Below are 20,379 nucleotides of genomic sequence, written 5' to 3' on the forward strand. Positions count from 1 at the left end.
GAGTAGTCGCTATGCGCGCCGGGCCGCAAATCGGTGATCTTCCATGTGCTGTGATCTTATTGATATCTATCTCTCACCACCACTTCACGCCCCCAGGAGTGCGACGTGCGGAGATCCCGTCTTGCCACCCTCGCCCTGACCCTGGCCGCCTCGGTCGGGGTCACCCTGTCTCTGGCCGCCCCCGCCCAGGCGGCCCCGACCGACCGCTACGTCGCGCTCGGCGACTCGTACGCCTCCGGCGTCGGCGCCGACAGCTACACGTCCGAGAGCGGTAACTGTCTACGCAGCACGAACGCCTACCCGGCGCTCTACAACGCCAACATCAAGCCCGCTTCGTACCGGTCGGTCGCCTGCTCCGGCGCCACCACGACGGACGTCATCAACAGCCAGCTCTCCGCGCTCTCCTCCACCACCACGCTGGTCAGCGTCACGGTGGGCGGCAACGACGTCGGCTTCGCCAACATCATGAGCACCTGCGTGCTGCAGGGGGAGACCCAGTGCGTGGCGGCTGTGCAATCCGCCATGAACGTGGCCCGCACCTCGATGCCGGGCCGCCTCGCCAACGTCTACAACGGCATCAAGAGCCGCTCGCCCTCGGCCCGCGTCGTGGTGGTCGGCTACCCGGTCTTCTACCAGCTCGGCACGACCTGTGTCGGGCTCAGCGCGACGTCCCGGGCGAAGATCAACGAGGGCATCAACCTGCTCGACGACATCACCCGTACGGCCGCCGTCTCGGCCGGCTTCAAATTCGCCGACGTGCGTTCCATCTTCGTCGGCCACCAGCTGTGCAGCTACGGGACCAAGTGGCTGCACGCGCTCAACGTGCTGAGCCTGAGCAAGTCGTACCACCCGACGGCGGCGGGGCAGTCCGGCGGCTACTACCCGGTGTTCCGGGCCGCCGCCGGCTGACCCGATCCACGGCAGCGGCACGCCTCCCGCGGGGGCGTGCCGCTTCGCCGTGCCCGGCGACGGGTGCGGCCGTCAGGCCGGCAGGACCTTCTCGATCGCCGCGCGTAGCTCGGGGTCCTCGGGCGTGACCTGCGGGCCGAACCGGGCGGCCACCGTGCCGTCCGGCGCGACGAGGAACTTCTCGAAGTTCCAGCGCACGTCGCCGGTGTGCCCCTCGGCGTCCGGCGTGGACACCAACTCCGCGTAGAGCGGGTGCCGGTCCGGCCCGTTGACGTCGACCTTCGCCGTCAGCGGGAACGTCACGCCGTAGTTGACCTGGCAGAACTCCTCGATCTCGGCGGCGCTGCCCGGCTCCTGGCCGGCGAACTGGTTGCACGGCACCCCGAGCACCGTCAGCCCGCGTCCGGCGTACGTGTCGGCGAGCTCCTGAAGGCCCGCGTACTGCGGGGTGAGGCCGCAGCGGGAGGCCACATTGACCACGAGCAGGGCGCGGCCGCGGTAGCGGCCGAGGTCGGCCGGGCCGCCGGTGAGGGCGTCGATCTGGACGTCGAAAACGGTCATGGGACGAGGCTACGACTCGTCGTGCCCACCGTCCCGCGTCACCCGTGAAATCGATGCATCGACATCTTGACGAAGTGGTGACGGCGTGAGTAGCGTCTCAGCAATCAATTTGGAAAGTTTCCTAACTATTGGAGGGACGCCGTATGAAGAGATCGCTCCGCCGGGCCCTGTGGGCCACCGGCGCCGTGGTCGCGCTCGCGGTCGCCGCGGTGCCCATGACCACCGCGTCGGCCGCCGGCAGCGTCACCGCCACGTTCGCCAAGGTGCAGGACTGGGGGACCGGCCACGAGGGGCGGGTGACCGTCACCAACGGCACCAGCTCCACCGTCAACGGCTGGCGCATCGAGTTCACGCTGCCCTCCGGCACCTCGATCAGCAGCTCCTGGGACGCCGACATCACCCGTAGCGGCGACCGCTACGTGGCGGTCAACAAGAGCTGGGCGTCGACGCTCGCCCCCGGCGCCAGCTTCAGCTGGGGCTACAACGGCACCGGCGCGTACAAGGCGCCGGTGAGCTGCACCATCAACGGTGGCACCTGCACCGGCGGCGGCACGCCGACGACCACCGCGCCGACCACCGCACCGCCGACCACGACGCCACCCACCACCACTCCGCCGACGACTACCCCGCCGACCACGCAGCCGCCCACCACGCCGCCGCCCGGCGGCAAGAAGATCGTCGGCTACTTCGCCGAGTGGGGCGTCTACGCCCGCAACTACCACGTCAAGAACATCCACACCAGCGGCTCGGCCGCGAAGCTGACCCACATCCTGTACGCCTTCGGCAACACCACCGGCGGCCGGTGCAGCATCGGGGACAGCTACGCCGACTACGAGAAGGCGTACACCGCGGCGGACAGCGTCGACGGCGTCGCCGACACCTGGGACCAGCCGCTGCGCGGCAGCTTCAACCAGCTGCGCAAGCTCAAGAAGATGTACCCGAACCTGAAGGTGCTCTGGTCCTTCGGCGGCTGGACCTGGTCCGGCGGCTTCACCCAGGCCGCGCAGAACCCGGCCGCGTTCGCCGACTCCTGCTACTCCCTGGTCAAGGACCCGCGCTGGGCGGACGTCTTCGACGGCATCGACGTGGACTGGGAGTACCCGAACGCCTGCGGCCTCCAGTGCGACAGCAGCGGCCCGAACGCGTTCAAGAACGTGGTCTCGGCGCTGCGGAGCAAGTTCGGCTCCAGCTTCCTGGTCACCGCGGCGATCACCGCCGACGGCAGCAACGGCGGCAAGATCGACGCCACCGACTACGCCGGCGCCGCGAACAGCCTCAACTGGCTGATGCCGATGACGTACGACTACTTCGGCGCCTTCAACGCCCAGGGGCCGACCGCGCCGCACTCGCCGCTCTACTCCTACGCGGGCATCCCGCAGCAGGGCTTCTGGTCCGACGCGGCGATCCAGAAGCTCAAGTCCAAGGGCGTACCGTCCAGCAAGCTGCTGCTCGGCGTCGGGTTCTACGGACGCGGCTGGACCGGCGTGACCCAGGCCGCGCCCGGCGGCAGCGCCACCGGCGCGGCACCTGGTACCTACGAGGCCGGCATCGAGGACTACAAGGTGCTCAAGAACAGCTGCCCGGCCACCGGCACCGTCGGCGGCACGGCGTACGCCAAGTGCGGCAGCAACTGGTGGAGCTACGACACGCCGTCGACCATCGGCGGCAAGATGAGCTACGCCAACAGCCAGGGCCTCGGTGGCGCGTTCTTCTGGGAGCTCTCCGGTGACACCAGCAACGGCGAGCTGATCGGCGCCATCAAGGGCGGTCTCGGCTGAGCCGAGGGCCGACGCACCACCCACCCGGCGGGGAGGGGCCGTACCGGCCCCTCCCCGCCCGCGTGCCGTCCTGGCCGAGCGCGCCGATCCGGGTCAGGATGGGGAGTCACCCGGCCACGCGGGCCGGATGTGACACACTCGCCGCTCGACGAGTCCACGCGACGGGAGGACAGATGGGCCGCAGCCACCGGGACCGGTTCGCCGGTCTCGTCGTCCTCGCGCTCCTGCCGGCGGCCCTGGCCGCCTGCGGCTCGGGCGGCCAGGACGGCAAAGACGCCCCGCCCAGCGGGAAGGCGCCGGCCGAGGAGGCGGCGGCCAAGAGCCGCGAACGTGTGCAGGCGTACCTGGACGCGCTCACCGCCCGCGACGCCGCCGCCGGCCGCAGCCAGCTCTGCGCGCCCATGCACGCCGCCTTCGACTCCGCCGCCACCGGCCCGAACGGCGACTTCGCCGACCACTTCACCGTGCCCGAGGCGACGATCACCGAGGTCCGCTCCGGTCCGAACGGCCAGGAGGTCAGCGCCTCGATCACCGTCGCCGTTGGCTCGCGCAAGGCCGCCCGGTCGCTCCTGTTCACGGTCACCCGTACCGGGGCGGACTGGTGCATCTCCGGCGAGGTGCCCGGCGAGCCCGCAGTCGAGGCGACCGCCGACCCGACGGAGCCGCCGCCGTCCGCGCGGGCGCCCTCGCCGGTGCCCTCCCAGTGACCGGAACCATCCCCCTCGGCGGCGAGTGATCGAGACGGTCGCCGTACGCTTTCCTTCATGCGCCATGAGTGGCATCAGCTGAGTCACCCCGCCGTGGGCAGCCCTGGTCTGCAGACCAGCCGCCCGACCGCCGACTCCGCCGAGGACGCGGCCCTCGGCCTCGACCGTTGGCGGGAGCTGCCGCGCGCCCAGACCCCGCCGTGGGACGACCCGGCCCAGGTCGCCGAGGTGTGCCGGGTGCTGGACACGGTGCCCTCGGTGGTCGCGCCCTACGAGGTCGACCAGTTGCGGCAGCGGCTGGCGCTGGTCTGCGAGGGCAAGGCGTTCCTGCTCCAGGGCGGTGACTGCGCGGAGACCTTCGCCGACAACACCGAGAGCCACCTGCTCGCCAACGCCCGCACGCTGCTCCAGATGGCCATCGTGCTCACCTACGGCGCGTCGCTGCCCGTGGTCAAGGTCGCCCGGGTCGCCGGCCAGTACACCAAGCCCCGGTCCCTGCCGACCGACGCCCGGGGCCTGCCCGCCTACCGCGGCGACATGATCAATTCCCTGGAGGCCACGCCGGAGGCGCGGGTCGCCGACCCGCAGCGCATGATCCGGGCGTACGCCAACTCGGCCGCCGCGATGAACATGCTCCGGGCGTACCTGGCCGGCGGGCTGGCCGACCTGCACGCCGTGCACGACTGGAACAAGGACTTCGTCCGGCAGTCCCCGGCCGGCGAGCGCTACGACGCGATCGCCCGCGAGATCGACCGGGCGCTGGCCTTCATCCGGGCCTGCGGGATGACCGACGACGAGGCGCTGCGCACCGTCACGCTGCACTGCTCGCACGAGGCGCTGGCGCTGGAGTACGACCGGGCGCTGACCCGGATCTCCAACGGCAAGGCGTACGGCCTGTCCGGGCACTTCCTCTGGATCGGTGAGCGGACCCGGCAGATCGACGGCGCGCACATCGACTTCATCTCCCGCATCGCCAACCCGATCGGGGTCAAGCTCGGCCCGACGACCACCCCGGACGAGGCGATCGAGCTCTGCGAGAAGCTCAACCCGGACAACGTCCCCGGCCGGCTCACGCTGATCAGCCGGATGGGCAACCACCGCGTACGCGACGCGCTGCCGCCGATCGTCGCGAAGGTCACCGCCGCCGGCGCGAAGGTCGTCTGGCAGTGCGACCCGATGCACGGCAACACGCACGAGTCCTCGAACGGCTACAAGACCCGGCACTTCGACCGGATCGTCGACGAGGTGCTCGGCTACTTCGAGGTGCACCGGGGCCTGGACACCCACCCGGGCGGCCTGCACGTCGAGCTGACCGGCGAGGACGTCACCGAGTGCCTGGGCGGCGCCCAGGGCATCGAGGACCTGGACCTGCCCGACCGGTACGAGACCGCCTGCGACCCCCGGCTGAACACCCAGCAGTCGCTGGAGTTGGCGTTCCTGGTGGCGGAGATGCTCCGTGGCTGACGCGAGGAGTGAGCTTGCGAGCCCCGCAGTCGGCGGCCGGAAGAATCACAGTGGCTGACGCGAAGAGTGAGCTTGCGAGCCCCGCAGTCGGCAGCCGGAGGAGGCACAGTGGCTGACGCGAGGAGTGAGCTTGCGAGCCCCGCAGTCGGCAGCCGGAGGAGGCACAGTGGGTGAGGTCATCGATCTGCGGACGGACACCGTGACCCGGCCGACGCCGGGGATGCGGGAGGCGATGGCCGCCGCCGAGGTGGGCGACGACGTCTACGGCGAGGACCCGACGGTCACCGCGCTGGAGACCGAGGTGGCCGCGCTGTTCGGCCACGAGGCGGCGCTGTTCGCCCCGAGCGGCTCGATGGCCAACCAGATCGCGCTCCAGCTGCACGTGCCGCCCGGTGACGAGTTGCTCTGCGACGCCGACGCGCACGTGGTCACGTACGAGCTCGGTGCCGCCGCCGCGTACGGCGGAATCTCCTCGCGGACCTGGCCGGCGGTGGGCGCGGAGCTGGACCCCGACGTGGTCGCCGGGATGATCCGGCCGGACGGCTACTTCGCGGTGCCCACGCGGGCGATCGCGGTGGAGCAGACCCACAACCGGGGCGGCGGCGGGGTGATCCCGCTGCCGACGCTGCGCCGGATGCGTGCGGTCGCCGACGAGCACGGGGTGGCCCTGCACTGTGACGGCGCGCGGATCTGGCACGCGCACGTCGCCGACGGGGTGCCGCTGGCCGAGTACGGCGTGCTGTTCGACACGCTGTCGGTGTGCCTCTCCAAGGGCCTCGGCGCGCCGGTCGGCTCGCTGGTGGTGGGCAGCGCCGAGAAGATCGCCCGGGCGCGGTTCCTGCGCAAGCGGATGGGCGGCGGCATGCGGCAGGTCGGCATCCTCGCCGCCGCCGGCCGGTACGCGCTGGCGCACCACGTCGAGCGGCTCGCCGACGACCACGCCAAGGCGGCCCGGCTGGCCGAGGCGGTCGCCCCGCACGGGGTGCTCGCGTCTGTGGTGCGCACCAACATCGTGCCGATCGACCTGACCAAGCACCCGCTGGACGCGCACGCGCTGGCGGCGGCCGCGCGGGCCGAGGGGTTGCTGATCTCGGTGCTCGGCCCGCGTACCGCCCGGCTGGTCACCCACCTGGACGTCACCGACGCGCAGGTCGACCGCGCCGCCACCATCCTGAACGCCGCGCTGCGCGCCTGACCTTCCGCCCCTGGGCGCTCCACCCCCGCCTCGTTGATCAAGGAGTTTGTGTCCGATTCCGCGCCGTAGCGGGACACGAACTCCTTGATCACCGCGGTCTCGCGGGGGGAGAGGGAGGGGGGAGGGGAACTGTCAGGGGTGGAGACGCTTCAGGGCGGCGATGTCGGCGGCGTGGCCGATGTGCTTCTCCGTGGGGGTCTCCACCAGCACGGGCACACCGGCGGTCGCCGGGTGGCGCATCAGCTCGGCGAACGCCGGCTCGCCGATGGTGCCCTTGCCGATGTTCTCGTGCCGGTCCCGGGTGGAGCCGCACAGGTCCTTCGAGTCGTTCGCGTGCACCAGCCGCAGCCGGTCCGCGCCCACGGTGGCGACGAGCGTGTCGAGGGTGGCGGTCATGCCACCCTCGGCGGCCAGGTCGTGACCGGCCGCCCAGGCGTGGCAGGTGTCGAAGCAGACCCCGAGCATCGGGTGCCGGTCGACCGCGTCCAGGTAGGGGCCGAGGTGCTCGACCCGGGACGCCAGTGACCGGCCGCCCCCGGCACTCGGCTCGACCAGCAGCATCGGCCCACCGGTGGCAGCGACCTCGTCGAGCAGCGGAAGCAGTGCCTCGCGGACCTGCCGCAGGGCCGCCTCGGCGTGACCGGCGTCGACCGAGCTGCCGGCGTGGAAGACCACGCCCTCGGCGCCGATCGCCCGGCCCCGCCGCAGTGCGTGCGCCAGCGTCTCGGCCGACCGGGTGACTGTTGCCGGGGTGGGGGAGCCGAGGTTGACCAGCAGCGACGCGTGGATGAAGACGGGCAGGCCGCGCTCACCGCACCCGTCGCGGAACAGCGTGTCCTGCGCCCGGTCGCCGGGCGGCAACGCCCAGCCGCGCGAGTTCGAGACGTAGACCTGCACCACCTCGGACTCGGCCGCGTCCGCGTACGGCAGGGCCGCCCGGGCCAGGCCGCCGGAGGTGGGGGTGTGCGACCCCACCCGCCGGCGCCCGTCACACCCGCTCACAGGCACGTCACCGTGATCGTCGTACCCGGCGGCACCGGCGTGTTCTCGGCCGGGTTCTGGATCCGGACGATGCCGTTCGGGTTGAGCTGGACGTTGACCGGGAAGCCCTGGCTCTCCAGCGTCTGCTTGGCCTGCTGGCAGGGCATGTCGATCACGCGGGGCACGGCCACCTGCGGCGGACCCTTGCTGATCTCCAGCTTGACCTGGGTGCCCTTCTCCACGCCGGCGCCGTCGGCCGGGCTCTGGCCGAGGATCTCGTCCTTCGGCTTGTCGGACTCCTTGACGGTCTCCACCGGCTTCAGCCCGAGCTGCGCGAGGATGGTGCGCGCTTCGGCGAGGCTCTTGCCGACCAGGTTGGGCACCGTCACCGGCGCGCGACCCTTGCTGAGGATCACCGTCACCTTCGCGCCGGGCTTGACCACAGTGCCCACCTTCGGGTCCGTGGCCAGCACCACACCCGCCGGCAGCGCGTCGTCGTACCGGGAGGAGCCCTTGGCCACGACCAGGTTGGCGCCCTCCAGCTCGGCCTGGGCCAGCGCGTAGTCCTTGCCGACCACGTCCGGCACCGGCAGCCGCTCCGGGCCGAGCGACAGGGTCAGCGTGATCGTGCCGCCCTTGACGATCCGCGCGGCCGAGCCGGGATCCTGCACGAGCACGGTGTCCTTGGGGGCCTGCTCGTCGTGGCGCGGGGCGGTGTACCGCAGCGTGAAGCCGCCGCGCTGGGCCTGCGCCTCCGCGTCGGCCTTGGTCAGGCTCACCATCTGCGGCGCGACCGTGTAGCGGCCCACGCCGAACCACCAGCCACCCACCGCGGCGACCAGGCCGAGCACCACGACCGCCGCGGCGACGGCCAGCCGCCCGCGCGGCGAGCCCATGATCCGGGTACGCAGGGCGGCGAACCCGGTCCCCGGGTCGTCCTCCTCGACGGCGCGGCGCCGGTGCGGGCGAGGCGCGGCGCCACCCTCGGGCAGCCGGGCCCACGACGGGCGCTCGACCGGCCGGACCGCGGCCACCATCTGGGTCGGCTGGCTCAGGATCGCCGTGTCGTCGCTGAGCTGCGGCAGCACCGTGGTGTGCGCGTGCGGGTCGCCCAGCTGCTCGCGGGCGGCCTGCACCTCGCTCAGCAGCGCCGCGGCGTCGGCGGGCCGACCGGCCGGATCCCGCCGGGTGGCCCGGGCGACGAGCGCGTCGAGGGCCGGCGGCAGCGTCGGCACCAGCGTCGACGGCGCCGGTACGTCCCGGTCGACGTGCTGCCACGCGACCTCCACCGGGCGGTCGCCGTCGTACGGCACCCGGCCGGTGAGCATCTCGAACAGCACGATGCCGGCGGAGTAGACGTCGGTGCGCGGATCCGCGTGGCCCTGGGTGACCAGCTCCGGCGCGACGTACGCCACGGTCGCCATGAGCTGGTTGCCGTTCTCGTCCTCGGCGCTCGCCTCGACGGCACGGGCCAGCCCGAAGTCGGCCACCTTGACCACGCTGTCGACCAGGTTGCGACTGCCGCCGGTGGGCACCTCGGCGACGAGCACGTTCTCCGGCTTGACGTCGCGGTGCACCAGGCCGGCCCGGTGCGCGGCGGCCAGCGCGGCGAGCATCTGCTCGGTGATCGCGAGCGCCTCGTCCGGGTTCAGCCGGCGGCGCTCGGCGAGCACGTCGCGCAGCGTGCGGCCACGGACGTACTCCATCACCAGGTACGGCAGGCCGGCGTGGATGCCCTGGTCGTACACCGCCACCACGTTCGGGTGGGTGAGCCGGGCGATCGTCTTCGCCTCGTCGGTGAAGCGCTCGACGAAGCCGGCCATCCGGGCCTGGGCCTGCGGCGCCTGGGTCGGGTGAATGATCTTGACCGCCACGGTGCGCTCCAGGCGCTCGTCGGTGGCGGTGTACACGGTCGCCATGCCGCCACGGGCGACGCGACCGCGAATGCGGTAGCGCCCCTCGATCAGCGAGCCCAGCAACGTGTCGGCGACCTGTGTGTCCATCGGCAGGCAGTCTATGTGTCGGAAGGATGAAGGTAGAACAGGATGCTACCGCCGGGTTGCGACACGGGGGGACCGCCGCGCTCCCGGCGGCGGTGCGGGGTGCCGTGCACCGGGTGCGGCGGGCACGTGGCAGGGTGGTCGGGTGACCGATTCCGTACCCGCCGAGACCGGCCCCGACCTGGCCGGACCGGCCGACCCGGCCGGCTGGCTGACGCTGCCCGACGTGGCCGAGCGCCTGGACCTGTCGATCAGCAAGGTGCATCAGATGATCCGCGACCGCGAACTGATCGCGGTGCGCCGCGACGGCGTGCGCCGGATCCCGGCCGACCTGGTGGCCAACCGCACCGTGCTCAAGCACCTGCCCGGCGTGCTCAACCTGCTCTCCGACGCCGGATACGACGACGAAGAGGCGCTGCGCTGGCTCTACCGGGAGGACCCGTCGCTTCCCGGCACCCCCGCCGTAGCCCTCGGCGGCGACCTGGCCCGAGAGGTAAAACGCCGAGCCCAGGCCGTAGCCTTCTGACCCCGCTCCCGCCCCGCCCCGCTCCCGCTCCCGCTCCCGCTCCCGTCGATCATGAAGTTGGCGGCGAAGTCGATCTCCGAAAGTGCCGCCAACTTCATGATCGACCGCTGAAGGGGCGGGCGTGCGGTGGGTTGGGCGGGAGGGTGGTCAGGCGGGGCGGCGGGTGGCGGCGATGGCCAGGTCGACCAGGGCCTGACGGGCCTCGGTGTCCAGGTCGACGGCGGTGAGCGCGGCCAGGGCGCTCTCGGTGAGCTCGCTGATGTGCCGCTCGGCCCGATCCAGCGCGCCGCTCGTGGTGATCAGCTCGCGCAGCCGGTCCACCCCGGCCGCGTCCAGGTCCGGTACGCCGAGCCCGGCCAGCAGCGCCTCCCGGCCGGCCGGGTCGAGCGTCTCCAGGGCCGCCGCCACCAGGTACGTCCGCTTGCCCTCGCGCAGGTCGTCACCGGCCGGCTTGCCGGTGCGCTCCGGGTCGCCGAACACCCCCAGCACGTCGTCGCGGAGCTGGAACGCCTCACCCAGCGGCAGCCCGTACGCCGAGTACGCGGCGTGCACCTCCGGGGGCGCCCCGGCCAGCGCGGCGCCCAGCAGCAGCGGGCGCTCGACCGTGTACTTCGCCGACTTGTACCGGGCCACCTTGGCGGCCCGGTCCAGCGAGGTGTCCCCGGTGGCCTGGGTCAGCACGTCCAGGTACTGCCCGACGGTCACCTCGGTGCGCATCTCGTCGAAGACCGGCCGGGCCCGGGCCACCGTGGCCGGCGGCAGGCCGGAGGAGTGCAGCAGCTCGTCGGACCAGACCAGGCACAGGTCGCCCAGCAGGATCGCCGCGGCGTCGCCGAAGGAGTCCGCGTCGCCGCCCCAGCCGGCCGCGCGGTGCCGGGCGGCGAACCGCCTGTGCATCGCCGGCTCGCCGCGCCGGGTGTCCGACCGGTCCATCAGGTCGTCGTGGATCAGTGCGCTGGCCTGCACGAACTCCAGCGCGGCCAGGGTGGCGACGACCTGGTCGGAGTCGACCCCGCCGGCACCCCGGTAACCCCAGTAGCCGAACGCCGGGCGCAGCCGCTTGCCGCCGCCCAGCACGAACGCCTCGATCGCCTCGGCGACGGGCAGCAGGCCGTCGTCGACGGCGGTCAGCCAGCCGCGCTGGCCGGCGAGGAACTCGGTGAGCGCCTTGTCGATCCGCTGGCGCAGGCCGGCACGGTCGACGGGGGATACGGGAGCAGCGTGGGTCACGCCACGACGCTAGCGGTTCACACCCGTTCCCGCCGTGCCCGGCGCCCGGCGTGCCTCGTGGCTCACCTGCCCGGACGGCCGCGCGGATGACGCGGCACGCCGGACGGCAGGTACGGGCGGGCCGAGGCGACCAGTCGCGCGTACCCCCGGGTGGCCGGACCGGGCGGCGCGTGCGCCAGGCCGCGGCGGAACGTGGTGAGCTGGCCGACGGCCCGGGGTGAACCGGACCGGACCGCGTCGAGCAGCGCCTCGCCGGCCACCGCGCACGCCTCGGGCACCGCGCCCAGGCGCAGGTGGCCGCGGGCCAGCCAGCCGCCGTACACGGCCGAGCGGCGCGGGTGGCCGCGCGCGCCCACCACCGGCGTGAGCAGCGGCACGGCGGCGGCCGGACGGCCCAGCGCGACGAGCGTGCGCCCGGTCATCGCCGCCAGCTCGGCCGCGTCGAGCCAGTAGAGCCAGGGCGGCTCCCGGCCGGGCTCCGGCGTGCCGGCCCGATCCGCGCCGGCCAGCGCCTGCCCGGCGACGCGGGGACGCCCGGCGAGCGCGGCGGCGAGCGCGACCCGGTGCAGCAGCAGCGCCCGCAGGCCGGGTGAGGCGGTGGCGCGGCCGGCGGCGTACCCGATCCGGGCCAGGACCAGCGCGCCGGCCGGGTCGCCGGCGTCGGCCAGCAGGTGACTGGCCGACGCGAGCACGTGCCCGGCCAGCGACGGCTGCCCGGCGGCCACCGCCGCCCGCAGCGCCAGCCGGTACGCGACCAGGCCCCCGCCGAGGTCGCCCGCGTCGGCGGCCAGCCAGCCGGCGAGCTGCGCCGACTCGGCGAGCGCGGGCAGCATCGCCCGCCGGCCGGCGGGCCCGGCGCGACGGTAGCCGCGCACCACCCGCCGCAGCCGGCGGGCGCCGCACCCGGCGAGGTCGCCGCCGCCGAGCAGGTCGTCCCAGCGTCGTAGCGTGGCGAGCGTCACCCCGTCCGCCGGGCGACCACTACCGGACCCGCCGCCGGCGGGCTCGGCGTCCGGTCCGGGCTCGTCCGCGACCGGCGTACGCCGGCCGGCCCGCCCGTGCTCGTCCCCCCATGTGGGACGGCCGGGCAGCGGCGGCGGTGCGGCGGCGAACGGGCCGGCCAGTGTGCGCCCGGCCGGGTCGGCCGCCCAGCGGTACGCGAGCGTGAGCAGGGCCAGCCGGGCGCGGGAGCCGGCCGGGTCGACCACCGCGGGCGCCACGCCGAGCCGGCGGCTGCGGGCGGTGGCCTCGGCGAGCAGTTCGCCCGGCACCCCCAGGACCGTCGCCAGCCAGGCGGACCAGAAGTCGCCGGGAAGACGCAGCTGGCGCTCCCAGCGGGACACCTCGTTGCGGGTCAACGTGGGCACACCGGAGGCGGCGCACAGCTCGGCGGCCATCCGCTGCTGACTCCAGCCACGGGCGGCCCGCAACTCGGCCAGCAGCGGCCCGAGCAGGCGCGGGCCGGGCGGCGGGGACGGGATCATCGGGAACCTCCGGGGGCGACGACGCTGATGGCGACGCGGACGCCCGGCCAGGTGGTGGCGCCGGTGCGTCGCCGTCGTGGCGACCCCCGCGCGGGCCCCCGGAACGGCCGTCGGCCGCCCACCGCGCTGCCGTCTTTCTACCCCCGGGGTACGACGTCGCGCCGGGACAGGTGTTCGCGGGCTGGGAAGATTCCCGATGCGCAGTGCCGTCCCGGTTACAGTCGGTCCGTGGCGCTCGGTCTTCCCTCGGTCCTTCCCAATCCCCAGCCGGCCATCGGGGAGCTGATCCGTGACGGCCGGCCCACCTTCTCCTTCGAGTTCTTCCCGCCGAAGACCCCGGCCGGGGAGAAGCTGCTCTGGCAGGCCATCCGCGAGCTGGAGTCGCTGCGTCCCTCGTTCGTCTCGATCACCTACGGCGCGGGCGGGTCGACCCGCGACACCACGGTGGCGGTGACCGAGCGGATCGCCACCGAGACGACGCTGCTGCCGATGGCGCACCTGACCGCGGTGAACCACTCGGTGGCCGAGCTGCGGCACGTGATCGGCCGGCTGGCCTCGGTCGGGGTGCGCAACGTGCTCGCCGTGCGGGGTGACCCGCCGGGCGACCCGGGCGGCGAGTGGATCGCCCACCCCGAGGGCGTCCGGTACGCCGAGGACCTGGTCCGGCTGGTCCGCGACAGCGGCGACTTCAGCGTCGGGGTGGCCGCCTTCCCGTACAAGCACCCGCGCTCGCCGGACGTGACCAGCGACACCGCGCACTTCGTCCGCAAGTGCCGGGCCGGCGCGGAGTTCGCGATCACCCAGATGTTCTTCGACGCCGACGACTACCTGCGCCTGCGCGACCGGGTGGCCGCGGCCGGCTGCGACACGCCGATCCTGGCCGGGGTGATGCCGGTGACCCAGATCGGCACCATCGAACGGTCGGTGCAGCTGTCCGGCGCGCCGTTCCCGCCGGCGCTCGCGCAGCGGTTCGAGCAGGTGGCCGACGACCCGGAGGCGGTCCGCCGCCTCGGCGTCGAGCAGGCGAGCGAGATGTGCGAGAAGCTGCTCGACGAGGGTGTGCCGGGGATCCACTTCATCACGCTCAACCGGTCCACGGCCACCCGGGAGGTGTGGCAGCGGCTGCGCGCCGCCGCACGGGTGTGACCACCCGCCACACGACACCCGCGCCGTGCTTCTACGGTTGATCCGTGGTGGGCACACAGCTGAACTGGGACCAGTACGCGACCGCGTGGGCACGGCTGCACGGCGGCTTCGATCCGCGTACCGCCGCGCCGGTGGTACGCGCCTGGCTGCGCTTCGCCTACCACGTGGGCTACGTGCTGGGCCGGCTGCGCGTCGGCCCCACCCCGGTGACCGTGTTCGGGGTGCTGCTCTGCTTCTGCGTACCCCTGTTCGTGGAGCGGCCCGGCAACGGGCCGTTCCTGGGCGCGTTGTTCGTGCTGCTGGCCGCGGTGGCCGACAGCGTCGACGGCGCGGTGGCGGTGGCCACCGGCCGCACCACCCGGCTGGGCTACGTGTACGACTCGGTCGCCGACCGGCTCGGCGAGGTGGCCTGGCTGATCGCGTTCTGGCTGCTCGGCGCGCCGGGCGCGCTGGTCGCGGCGGCCGGCGGCCTGTCCTGGCTGCACGAGTACGTGCGGGCGCGCGCGGTCTCGGCCGGGATGCGGGAGATCGGCGCGGTGACGGTGGGGGAGCGGCCGACCCGGGTCTGCGTGGCGCTGGTCGGGCTGCTGGTCGCCGGGCTCACCGGGCTGATCGACGCCGACCTGACCGCCGGCACCATCACCATGGCCACCACGGTCTGGGTGCTGCTCGCCGGGTTCGGCCTGGGGCAGTTGCTCTCCGCCGTCCGCCGCGCCCTGGTCGACGCCGGCTGACCGCCGCGCGCCCGTGCGGCGGTCGGCGACACCTCACCAAGCCGGGCCGACCGCCTCCGCGACGATCTCCGCGGACAACGTCACCATGGGCAGCCCGCCCCCCGGGTGGCTGGAGCCGCCGACCAGCCAGAGCCCGGCCACCGGCCCCCGGTTGGCCGGGCGCAGCAGCCCGCCCGCGGTGCCGTAGATCGCCCCGCCCGGCGCGCCGGTGGCCGCGTCCAGGTCGGCCGGGGTACGGATCTCCCGGAACACCAGCCGGTCCCGTACGTCGGCGCCGCGCTCGGCCAGCACGTCGAGGATCCGGTCCGCGTACGCCTCGGCCAGGCCGGGCCGCCGCCAGTCCACCGCGCTCGCGGCGGTGCCGTGGCGGGGCGCGTTGACGAGCACGAACCACGCCTCGTGGCCGTCGGGGCGGACCGCCGGGTCGTCGGCCGCGGTGACGAACACGGTCGGGTCGGGCGCCGGGCGGGCCCGCACCCCGCGACCCGGGTCGCCGAACACGGCGTCGAACTCGGCGTCGTAGTCGCGGGGGAAGAAGACGGTGTGGTGGGCCAGCCCGGAGTCGCCGCGTACGCCCAGCAGCAGCACGAACCCGGCCAGGCTGCGGTCGGTGAGCGCGGCCAGCCGGCGCGGGTCGGGCAGCAGGTTCCGGTAGACGGTGAGCGCGTCCACGTTCGCCACCACCACGTCGGCCGGAACCGGCGCGGCCATCCCCGCCACGCGTACCCCGTGCACCCGCCCGCCCGCGGCGTCGATCCGGGTGACAGTGGCGTCGGTGCGTACCACCACGCCGAGGTCCAGGCAGCGCGACAGCAGCGCGTCGGCGAGCGTGCCCAGCCCGCCGCGCAGGTACCAGCCGCCGTACGCCAGTTCGGCGTAGGGGACGGCGACGAGCGCGGCCGGGGCGCGGCGCGGGTCGGCGCCGGTGTACGTGGCGTACCGGTCCAGCAGCATCCGCATCCGCGGGTCGGACAGGTGACGGCGGCCCAGCCCGCGCAGGCTGCGGCCGGGGCCGATGGCGGCGAGGTCACCCAGCCGCCAGGCCAGCGCGGCCAGGTCGCGCGGCGAGTCGACGGTACGGCGCAGGATGTCCCGGTGCGAGGCCGCCCACACCCGGCCGGCGCGCCGCCACAGCCCGCGCCAGTCGGCGGCGGACCGGTCGCCGAATGCGGCGCCGATCCGGGTGGCGAACTCGTCCGGGTCGGCGCAGGAGTCGAGCGCCTGCCCGCCGCCGGGGAAGACGTGCCGCACGATCGGGTCCAGCGGGACCAGGTCGAGGTATTCGTCGAGCTTCGCGCCGGTCGCCTCGAACAGGTCGTGGAAGACCTGCGGCAGCGTGAACAGGCTCGGCCCGGTGTCGAAGTGCCACACCCCCTCCGGAGTGTGGTGGGCGTACCGGCCGAGCTTGCCCCCGACCGTGCCGGCCCGTTCGAGGACGGTGACCTCGTGCCCGGTGACCGCGAGCCGGGCGGCGGTGGCGAGCCCGCCCACCCCGGCGCCGATGACCACGATGCGCGCCATGGCGTGCCCCTCCTAGGTGACCGGGCGACCCCGCCAGGTGAGCCGGTGTCGCTTCCGCAGATGGTACGACCGGACGGTCAGCCAACCGAGGACCACGACCGATACGGGGTGTGCGAGCGCGTCGGGCCACGCCCGCCCGCCGGTGGCGCGGGCGCTGACCACCCGCCCGGCGACCCCGGCCAGGTAGGCCAGGAACGCCACGGCGGCCACCGCCGGCGCGCCGGCGAGCAGCGCCCCGAGGGTCAGCAGCGGCGGCGCGACGTAGAGCGCGGCCAGCAGTGCCAGCACGGCCGCCGCCGCGGCAGGGTGCCCGAACGTGGCCCACAGCGACTTGGTGTAGCCGTCGCGCAGCTGCGGCCAGGTGTCGTACATCCGGCAGGACGCCAGCCGGGAGCCGTCGGCGAGCGCGATCCGCCCGCCGGCCCGTTTCACCGCCCGGGCCAGCTCGATGTCCTCCAGCACCTTGTCGGCCACCGCCGCGTGCCCGCCGGCCCGCAGGTAGCCGGCCCGGTCCACGACCAGGAACTGCCCGCCCGCCGCGGCCAGCGACGGCCGTCGCGAGCGCTCCATCGCGCGCAGCGGCAGGAACGTCAGCCACAACCACTGCAACAGCGGCTGCACCAGCCGGTCGGCCGCCGTCCGCACCACGATCCGGGGGTACGGCGACAGCAGCGCCGCGTCCGCCGCGCGCAACTCGGTCACCGCCGCCGCCACCGCGTACGGGGTGAGCACCACGTCCGCGTCGACGAAGGCCAGCACCGCCGGTTCCGGGGCGGTACGGGTGGCGAGCTGCCAGCAGGCGTGCGGCTTGCCCAGCCAGCCCGGCGGCGGGGTGACGCCGGTGAGCAGCGTGAGGCGGGGATCGTCACCGGCCACCGCGCGGACCACGTCGGCGGTGCCGTCGGTCGAGCCGTCGTCGAGCACCACGATCCGCAGGTCCGGCACGCCGCGCTGGGCCAGCAGCGCGCGCAGGCACGGGGTGACCCGCTCGGCCTCGTCGCGCAGCGGCAGCAGCACCGCCACCGGTTCGGTCACCTCGGCCGGGCCGGTGCCGGGGCGGCGCAGCCAGGCGTACGCGTTGACCAGCGTGTGGCCGGTGAGCGCGGCGACCGCCACGGCCAGCGCGAAGACGGCGATCATGCTGGGGCGTCGACGCGCGGCGCCGGCTGCGGCGTTCCGGCCCGGTCCTGGCGGGCCCGCCACAGCGTCACCGCCAGCGGTACCGCCGCCACCGCCATTCCGGCCGCGCCCCACAGCGCCGACGCCGGCAGCCGCAGGAACACCGCGTGCGCCAGCACGCTGGAGGCGTACGTCCAGAGGTAGAGCGCGAACATCGGGGCGTCCCGGCCGTCGACCCGGTCCACGGACGACCCGGCGAGCGGGCGCAGCGCGACGGCGAGCAGCACCGCGAAGCCCAGCCAGCCCAGGTAGTTGCTGACCGGGATGCCCGCTAGCCCGGGCAGCGCCGGGGTGGCGTCGCGCCAGGTCCAGTAGCCCTCGGCCACCATCTGCGGGTCGAGGAACAGGTCCCAGGCGGCCAGCCCCACCGCCGAGAGCGCGATCCGCGCGATCCGGGAGCGGACCAGCCGGACCGCGGTGAGCCAGGCCGGCCAGGCCATCCAGGTCCAGGCGAGCGGGATGATCAGCGGCACCCCGGCCAGCTTCGGGCCCAGCTCGCCGGAGTAGTCGTAGGTGCCGAACGGGAACCCGGTGGCCACGCCGATCGCCTCCACCGCGAACCCGCCGCCGGTGACGACGGCGACCAGCGCGGCGGCGGTACGGGCGCCGCGAGTGAGCAGCGCATGGCCGACCGAGAGCAGCCAGCCGAGCACCACGGTGGCCACCGTGAGCCCGGCCCGGGTGGAGCCGCCGGTGAGCGGGTAGCAGATCTGGGCGAGGATCAGCACGGCCAGCAGCGCCCAGGGCAGCCGGCCGCTCACTGTGCCGCTTTTCGTTCGCGACTGCGGGGCTCGCAAACCCGGCTCACTCCTCGCGCTCACGGGGCGTCCGGCGGGGGCAGCGGCAGGTCCCGGCCGAGCACGCCGAACGGCCGTTCGTCGCCGGGGAAGTGGAAGTGACGCAGCACGTCGACGAAGCCGAACCGGCGGTACAGCCGCCAGGCTCGGGACTTCTCCTCGTCGGCCTCCGGCGTGGACAGCAGCGTGGTGTCGCCCTCGGCCACGGCGAGCAGCGCGCGCAACTGGCGGGCGCCCAGGCCGTGCCCCTGCGCGGGCGGGCGGACGTGCAGCTCGACCACCTCGAACGGGTGCGCCAGCCAGCGCTGCCGGTCCTGCGCGTTCAGCGCCCGGTGCACCTGGTCGTGCCACCACTGTCCGGTGGCGCCCCGGTAGCCGTACCCGAAACCGGCCAGGTGCCCCTCGCTGGTGAGGCTGGCGACGGCGCGGAAGCCGGGCCGGCGTACGTGGGTGGCGATGTAGCCGCGGCGGGCCTCCAGCAGGTCGGGCCGGTAGCCCATCGCCTCGCCGTAGACGGCCACCACGTCGTCCAGCCGCCGGACCAGGTCGTCCGGTGTCCACCGCACCAGCCTCATGCGTGCCCTCTCGCCGTCTCCGGGTCGCCCTCGGCGGCCCAGCCGAGCACCGTACGGTCGCCGGCCACGTCGCCCACCGCGAACCGCGCGAACAGTTCCTCCGCGTACCAGCCCTCGGTGGGGGTGCGGGTGATCGCGGCGCGGTGCTCCGGGGAACGGTACGCGAACGCGACCAGGTCCGCCGGGTCGCGCCACACGCTCACCGTGCCCTGCCAGCCCAGCGGCGCCTCCCCGACGCCGAACCGGGCGAGCAGCCCGGGCGCGGCGTGCAACTCGGCGGCGACCGGCGGGATCGCCCGCCAGAACGTGGCCGCGCGGCGGGCCCGCAACCGGGCCCGGGTCAGCGCCAGCACCGGCCCGGTGACCCGCCCGCCGGACGGCGCGCCGAACGGCTCCCGGCCGGACCACCGGCCGCGGCTGGTCAGCGGGCGCAGGTCCACCCGTACCGTGGCGTGCGCGATCCGGGCCCAGGACCGGGCGACGGGGGAGGCGTCGAAGCTGGCCGCGTCGGCGGGGGAGTCCCAGACCACGAGCGCGGCCCACCGGGTCAGGTCGGCGTCGCCGGGGCCGAAGCCGGTGCCGGTTCCGGTGCCGAGCAGCTTGGCGAAGCGGACGCCCGGCAGCCGGCGCAGCCGGGCCGGGTGGGTGGCCATCCGGGTCAGCACACCGGGTACGGCCCGCCGGGGCACACGCCACACGTGCAGCGTGACGAGTCCGGGGTTCACGCCACCTCGGCCGGGGCGCCGGCGGTGATCCGCAGCAGTTCCGCGTACGTGGTGGGGAACACCGCCCGGGGTACGCCACCGGCCGCCCACACCTCGTCGTACCCGGCCAGGGCGGTGTCGACGACGGTGCGCAGTGGCGCGGGGTGGCCGACCGGGGCGACGCCGCCGATCACCTGCCCGGTGTGCCGTTTGACGAACTCCGGGGTGGCCCGGCGCAGCCGGGTCACGCCCAGCGTGGCGGCCAGCCCGGCGGTGTCCACCCGGTGCGCGCCGGAGGTGAGCACCAGCAGCGGCGCGTCGTCCGCGTCGAAGATCAGCGAGTTGGCGATGGCACCGACGGCGACGCCGAGCGCCTCGGCCGCCGCGGCCGCGGTGTGCACCGCCTCGGGCAGCAGTCGGACGAGGCTGGCCTCGCCCGATCCGTTCCGCGCGCCCGCGTCGTCGAGCGCGCGCTGCACCGCCTGCACGTTCGGGTGTGGCTGCATCCCCCCATTCTTCCCCCACCCCGGCGCGGCCCCGCCGGGGGCCGTCACCCTCCCGCGCGTCCCCGGCGCGTCACACGTTGCGTTTTCGTCGGTGGGGAGGTGTACTGTCAGGGTAGTTAGAACGAGTGTTCGATTCCGGCTCGAGGTTCGATCGGCCCGAAGTTCGGCCCAGTCCGAACGGCAACGGCTCAGCTCCCCGGCTGGCCCGGCCTGATCCGAGCCGGTCGCGCACTCGTCGAACGCTCCGGAAGCGGTGTTTCGCGGCACCGGCTTCCGGGAGGTGCGGCACCGCGGGCCGCACCGGGTCTCGGACAGTCGCGAGTCCGGGCCCGTCAGGCAGGTCGTCGTCCGCCGCCCACGACCCCCGGGCGGCGGACGACGG

The 20,379-nt window shown here is 74.4% G+C and carries 19 protein-coding genes; 8 read left to right on the forward strand and 11 right to left on the reverse strand.

The window, feature by feature from the left end:
• The first annotated feature begins 105 nt into the window (after positions 1–105).
• Positions 106–909, forward strand: coding sequence for an SGNH/GDSL hydrolase family protein (locus O7604_RS17925; protein ID WP_281577166.1), 804 nt, complete (start codon positions 106–108; stop codon positions 907–909).
• A 72-nt stretch (positions 910–981) separates the two neighbouring features.
• Here O7604_RS17925 and O7604_RS17930 read toward each other — a convergent pair whose 3' ends face one another.
• Positions 982–1,470 carry a glutathione peroxidase gene (locus tag O7604_RS17930; RefSeq protein ID WP_281577167.1) on the reverse strand — a complete coding sequence of 163 codons (489 nt, stop codon included), beginning with the start codon at positions 1,468–1,470 and terminating at the stop codon, positions 982–984.
• Between the two features lie 143 nt (positions 1,471–1,613).
• Between O7604_RS17930 and O7604_RS17935 the strand changes: the two genes are divergently transcribed.
• From O7604_RS17935 to O7604_RS17950, 4 genes are all read left to right on the forward strand, one after another.
• Positions 1,614–3,248, forward strand: coding sequence for a glycosyl hydrolase family 18 protein (locus O7604_RS17935; protein ID WP_269704863.1), 1,635 nt, complete (start codon positions 1,614–1,616; stop codon positions 3,246–3,248).
• Positions 3,249–3,421: 173 nt separating this feature from the next.
• Positions 3,422–3,955, forward strand: coding sequence for a hypothetical protein (locus O7604_RS17940; RefSeq protein WP_281577168.1), 534 nt, complete (start codon positions 3,422–3,424; stop codon positions 3,953–3,955).
• Between the two features lie 57 nt (positions 3,956–4,012).
• Complete coding sequence (locus O7604_RS17945) at positions 4,013–5,419, forward strand: 3-deoxy-7-phosphoheptulonate synthase class II (protein WP_269704865.1); 1,407 nt, start codon at positions 4,013–4,015, stop codon at positions 5,417–5,419.
• A 220-nt stretch (positions 5,420–5,639) separates the two neighbouring features.
• Positions 5,640–6,614 carry a GntG family PLP-dependent aldolase gene (locus tag O7604_RS17950; protein ID WP_281579978.1) on the forward strand — a complete coding sequence of 325 codons (975 nt, stop codon included), beginning with the start codon at positions 5,640–5,642 and terminating at the stop codon, positions 6,612–6,614.
• 132 nt (positions 6,615–6,746) lie between these two features.
• On the opposite strand, the gene O7604_RS17955 is transcribed toward O7604_RS17950, so the two are convergent.
• Positions 6,747–7,616 (reverse strand): deoxyribonuclease IV, encoded by an 870-nt coding sequence (locus tag O7604_RS17955; RefSeq protein ID WP_269704866.1) that lies wholly within the window; start codon positions 7,614–7,616, stop codon positions 6,747–6,749.
• Positions 7,613–9,598, reverse strand: coding sequence for a Stk1 family PASTA domain-containing Ser/Thr kinase (locus O7604_RS17960; protein ID WP_281577169.1), 1,986 nt, complete (start codon positions 9,596–9,598; stop codon positions 7,613–7,615). The genes O7604_RS17955 and O7604_RS17960 overlap by 4 nt, the downstream gene beginning before the upstream one ends.
• Positions 9,599–9,740: 142 nt before the next feature.
• Here O7604_RS17960 and O7604_RS17965 point away from each other — a divergent pair, with 142 nt between their 5' ends.
• Positions 9,741–10,121, forward strand: coding sequence for an Rv2175c family DNA-binding protein (locus O7604_RS17965; RefSeq protein ID WP_269704868.1), 381 nt, complete (start codon positions 9,741–9,743; stop codon positions 10,119–10,121).
• 147 nt (positions 10,122–10,268) lie between these two features.
• Here O7604_RS17965 and O7604_RS17970 read toward each other — a convergent pair whose 3' ends face one another.
• Together O7604_RS17970 and O7604_RS17975 are read right to left on the reverse strand one after the other, a co-directional pair.
• Positions 10,269–11,351, reverse strand: coding sequence for a polyprenyl synthetase family protein (locus tag O7604_RS17970; RefSeq protein WP_281577170.1), 1,083 nt, complete (start codon positions 11,349–11,351; stop codon positions 10,269–10,271).
• Positions 11,352–11,413: 62 nt separating this feature from the next.
• Entirely contained in the window at positions 11,414–12,835 is a 1,422-nt protein-coding gene (locus tag O7604_RS17975; protein WP_281577171.1) for a helix-turn-helix transcriptional regulator, read from the reverse strand.
• A gap of 228 nt (positions 12,836–13,063) precedes the next feature.
• Here O7604_RS17975 and metF point away from each other — a divergent pair, with 228 nt between their 5' ends.
• The gene (metF, locus tag O7604_RS17980; RefSeq protein ID WP_269704871.1) at positions 13,064–13,981 is read left to right on the forward strand and encodes a methylenetetrahydrofolate reductase [NAD(P)H]; all 918 of its coding nucleotides are present in this window, start codon (positions 13,064–13,066) and stop codon (positions 13,979–13,981) included.
• Between the two features lie 44 nt (positions 13,982–14,025).
• Positions 14,026–14,715, forward strand: coding sequence for a CDP-alcohol phosphatidyltransferase family protein (locus O7604_RS17985; protein WP_281577172.1), 690 nt, complete (start codon positions 14,026–14,028; stop codon positions 14,713–14,715).
• Positions 14,716–14,748: 33 nt separating this feature from the next.
• On the opposite strand, the gene crtI is transcribed toward O7604_RS17985, so the two are convergent.
• Genes crtI through O7604_RS18015 form a run of 6 tightly spaced genes read right to left on the reverse strand, consistent with a single transcriptional unit; the run spans position 14,749 to position 19,997 of the window.
• On the reverse strand, positions 14,749–16,236 hold the full coding sequence (gene crtI / locus O7604_RS17990) for a phytoene desaturase family protein (protein ID WP_281577173.1): 1,488 nt from the start codon (positions 16,234–16,236) through the stop codon (positions 14,749–14,751).
• 12 nt (positions 16,237–16,248) lie between these two features.
• Positions 16,249–17,376, reverse strand: a complete 1,128-nt coding sequence (locus O7604_RS17995; RefSeq protein WP_281577174.1) for a glycosyltransferase family A protein — start codon at positions 17,374–17,376, stop codon at positions 16,249–16,251.
• Positions 17,373–18,176: a carotenoid biosynthesis protein gene (locus O7604_RS18000; protein ID WP_281577175.1), complete on the reverse strand. Its 804-nt coding sequence runs from the start codon at positions 18,174–18,176 to the stop codon at positions 17,373–17,375. The genes O7604_RS17995 and O7604_RS18000 overlap by 4 nt, the downstream gene beginning before the upstream one ends.
• A gap of 56 nt (positions 18,177–18,232) precedes the next feature.
• Complete coding sequence (locus O7604_RS18005) at positions 18,233–18,787, reverse strand: GNAT family N-acetyltransferase (protein WP_120568805.1); 555 nt, start codon at positions 18,785–18,787, stop codon at positions 18,233–18,235.
• Positions 18,784–19,512, reverse strand: a complete 729-nt coding sequence (locus O7604_RS18010) for a monooxygenase (protein WP_281577176.1) — start codon at positions 19,510–19,512, stop codon at positions 18,784–18,786. The genes O7604_RS18005 and O7604_RS18010 overlap by 4 nt, the downstream gene beginning before the upstream one ends.
• The gene (locus O7604_RS18015; protein ID WP_269704877.1) at positions 19,509–19,997 is read right to left on the reverse strand and encodes a YbaK/EbsC family protein; all 489 of its coding nucleotides are present in this window, start codon (positions 19,995–19,997) and stop codon (positions 19,509–19,511) included. Before O7604_RS18015 ends, O7604_RS18010 begins: the two co-directional genes overlap by 4 nt.
• Positions 19,998–20,379: the final 382 nt, after the last annotated feature.

Origin of the sequence: Micromonospora sp. WMMA1947 (assembly GCF_027497355.1) — a bacterium.
Classification (GTDB): domain Bacteria; phylum Actinomycetota; class Actinomycetes; order Mycobacteriales; family Micromonosporaceae; genus Micromonospora.